The organism is Tsukamurella sputi (genome assembly GCF_007858445.1).
GTDB lineage: Bacteria > Actinomycetota > Actinomycetes > Mycobacteriales > Mycobacteriaceae > Tsukamurella > Tsukamurella sputi.
Genome location: NZ_VIGV01000018.1, coordinates 1 through 3,065, shown reverse-complemented (window position 1 = coordinate 3,065; position 3,065 = coordinate 1). Strand labels below are relative to the sequence as shown.

Annotated in this window: 3 protein-coding genes; 1 reads left to right on the top strand and 2 read right to left on the bottom strand. The window is 67.3% G+C overall.

All coding sequences use genetic code 11. The features are described 5' to 3' along the window. The first annotated feature begins 86 nt into the window (after positions 1 to 86). On the top strand, positions 87 to 338 hold the full coding sequence (locus tag FK268_RS22930; protein ID WP_133298647.1) for a hypothetical protein: 252 nt from the start codon (positions 87 to 89) through the stop codon (positions 336 to 338). On the opposite strand, the gene istB is transcribed toward FK268_RS22930, so the two are convergent. Beyond that, positions 335 to 1,162: an IS21-like element helper ATPase IstB gene (gene istB, locus FK268_RS22925; protein ID WP_068526535.1), complete on the bottom strand. Its 828-nt coding sequence runs from the start codon at positions 1,160 to 1,162 to the stop codon at positions 335 to 337. The two genes, FK268_RS22930 and istB, sit on opposite strands and share 4 nt — an antisense overlap. Then, the gene (gene istA / locus FK268_RS22920) at positions 1,159 to 2,916 is read right to left on the bottom strand and encodes an IS21 family transposase (RefSeq protein ID WP_231703188.1); all 1,758 of its coding nucleotides are present in this window, start codon (positions 2,914 to 2,916) and stop codon (positions 1,159 to 1,161) included. The genes istB and istA overlap by 4 nt, the downstream gene beginning before the upstream one ends. Positions 2,917 to 3,065 lie beyond the last annotated feature (149 nt).

The following is a 3,065-nucleotide window of genomic DNA, read 5'->3' as shown; positions in this document are numbered from 1 at the left end:
TGGCTATGTCAAGTTGATCTGGCCCCGGTAGGGCGGTTTCATTCGGCCCCACCTGAGTGGGGCCCTGAGCCGCTAGAGTCCGGGGTGTGGATGGGCGGCCGCGGGTGCGCAGTGTGGTTGCGCCGACTGGTTGGGATCGCGAGTCGGTGCGTGCGTATGCCGAGTTCGTGATCGCGCGTGATGATCAGCTCGGTGATCAGGTATCGGTCCGGGTGAAGATTAAAGACGGGGAGCCACTGCCGAACCTGACGACCCGGTGGACCGTGGTTTATGTCACTCACCAGAACCGGGCCTTGCGCCGGCATCTGTCGGTAGTCAAGGACGAACGCCGCGCTTAGCCCGCGGTAGCTGCTGCTTCGGTGTGAGCCAGGCGGTAGCTGTGAGTGCCGGTTTCGATGATGGTGCCGCGGTAGGTGAGCCGGTCGACGATCGCGGCGCAGAGTCGTGGGTCGGTGAAGGTGTCTGTCCAGCCGGAGAAGGACTGGTTGGAAGCGATCGCGACGCTGTTCTTCTCTTCGCGTTCGGTGAGGACTTGGAAGAGCAGTTCGGCGCCGCGGCGATCGAGTTCCATGTAGCCGAGCTCGTCGATGATGAGCAGGTCAACGCGGCCGTAGCGGTTGATGGTCTTCGCGAGCTGCTTCTCGTCAGCGGCCTCGACCAGCTCGTTCACTAGTTTGGTGGCGAGGGTGTAGCGGACTCTAAAGCCTTGCTCGGCGGCAGCGGTTCCCAATCCGATCAGCAGATGGGATTTGCCGGTTCCGGAGTCGCCGATGAGGCAGAGCGGCAGTCCGTGGCGGATCCAGTCGCCGGTGGCGAGCTGGTGGATGGTGGCGGGTTCGATGTCGGGGTTGGCGTCGAAGTCGAAGTCCGCCAGCCACTTCTCCCGCGGGAACCCCGCGGCTTTGACGCGGCGAACAGTGGAGCGGCGGTCCCGGTCGTCGACTTCGGCGAGCAGGAGTTCGGCGAGGAACCCCTGGTAGGACAATTGCTGCTTGGCGGCGGCGGTGAGGTGCTGGTCGATCATCGACCGCACTGTCGGCAGGCGTAGGCGCCGGCAGGCCTGGTCAACGGCGGCGAGGGCGGCTTCTTCGGTGAGGCCGCCCCGGCGGCGCAACGACGGGGCCAGCGCATTCGTCTGGTTCTTATTGGCGGTTGCGGTCATAGCCGGGTGGGCCTTTCAATCGGTGGTGGGTCCAGCGACTCAATCGGTGGTGGGTCCAGCGACGCAGGTAGCGCGTCGGAGGCAGTGCGTCGCCGGTGCTGCGGGAGCAGGCGGTCGTAGGCCGTAACGCTGGGCAGCGGTCGCCGGTCGGGTGGCAGGCCGGCGATCACCGCCGCGGGGTCTGCGAGCCGTCGTTGGGTGAGGCTGACAACTCGTTGCTCGCGTCGTTCGGCATGGCGATCGAGATGACGGCCAGCGTTGGCCCCACCTGTCTGGTCGGCAGCGACCGAGGCGTGCGCGAGCAGGCGGGCTTCGGCGCGGCGAGCCTCAACGGCGACGACCTCGGCGCTCACCGCCCCGACCCGCAATGCAGCATCGATGCCGGCGATCACCGCCGCGGCGGGCAGGCTGCGGTGCAGCAGCAGGACGTCGATCAGCTCGCTGGTGCCGTCGGTGTCGCCGTTGACTCGTCGGGCGGCGGCCCAGAACGCATCATGGCTGGCGGTGAACACCCCGGCAGCGCGGGCCTGCGCCAACGCCGTTGATCCCGGCAGGGCACCGGGTTTGAACTTGAGCACCTCGAGGTAGTGGTCGAGGTCGATCTTCGCGGTGCCGCGGCCGGCGACCCGTGGATGCCGCGCGACCAGGGTCCGGCCGTCGTAGACCAGCAGCTGGGAGGCTTGTAGTGAGACGCGGACTCGGCGGCCGATCAGGTGCGCCGGCACCGAATACTTCACCATCCGAACGGTGATCATCGCCGACCGATCGACCCGTGGTGTGAGGATCAGGCCCGGGTCGAAATCCTCCACCGGCAGCGGCGCGAGCGCTGCTCGGTCGTGCTCGTAGTCCTGGCCGATGGTGCGCAGTCGTCCGTCGATCCGGCGGCCCTCGTCGCGGTCCTCCCAGGCTTTGATCTGCTCGTTGAGCTCATCGAGGGACTCGACCTGCGGCATTGGGGTCAGCCGGTTGCGGCGGAACCATCCGACCTCGCCTTCAACGCCGCCCTTCTCGTGCGCCCCGGCGATGCCGGGCTGGCAGTAGAACGGATCGAATCCGTAGTGCGAGTGAAACAACGTCCACCGCGGGTTCTCCTGTCGCCGCCGGTCTCCGCCCTGCAGGACCGCGACCACCGCCGAGGTGAGATTGTCGTAGCGGATATGCCGGGTCGGGACCCCGCCGAGCTCGCGGAACGCCTCGACGTGCCCTTCGAGGAACGCTTCCTGCCCGCCGGTCGGATAGACCCGGTGAATGGCCTTGCCCGAGTGCGAGAGCCGGTAGACGAACATGTGGCACTTGGTCTTCACCCCGCCCAGGATCACCCAGACCTCGCCGAAGTCGACCTCCGCCTCCGCGCCCGGGGCGTGGTCCTGGGCGATGAACACCTCCGTCCGGCGGCCGGCCTCCACCTCGATCTGCGCCCGCCGGACCCGCACGTAGTCCCGCACCGTCGAATACGACAACTCGACCGCATCGTGCTCGATCGCCAGGCGTTCCCGGATCCGCGTCGCGGTGTGCCGCTGCTTACGCGGAGCATCCAGATCCGACCGCAACATCTCATCAATCGCCGCCTTGAACCGGTCCAACCGCGGCGACGACCGCTCCGGCGTCTTCCGCGGCGGCGGCTCCGCCGATGACAACGCCTGCCGCACCGTCCTCCGGTGCACGCCATGCTTGCGAGCCAACGCCCGGATACTCATGCCCTCGACCCGGGCGTCCCGCCGGATCTGCGCGAACAGCTCCACCTTCGATCCCATCATTGGCCACCACCTGCTTCGGCTCGGAAACGATGTTCACGAGCAACCATCAGGTGGGGCCAGATCAAACCGTCGCAACACCACCGGCGAGTCGCAAACGGGGCCAGGTCTAGCCGTCGAGCCGGGGCCTCTTCAAGCTGTCATAGCCA

What these genes read in the sequence shown, in the direction of transcription:
- istB (WP_068526535.1), bottom strand. Translation starts at nt 1,162, where the DNA reads ATGACCGCAACCGCCAATAAGAACCAGACGAATGCGCTGGCCCCGTCG.
- istA (WP_231703188.1), bottom strand. Translation starts at nt 2,916, where the DNA reads ATGGGATCGAAGGTGGAGCTGTTCGCGCAGATCCGGCGGGACGCCCGG.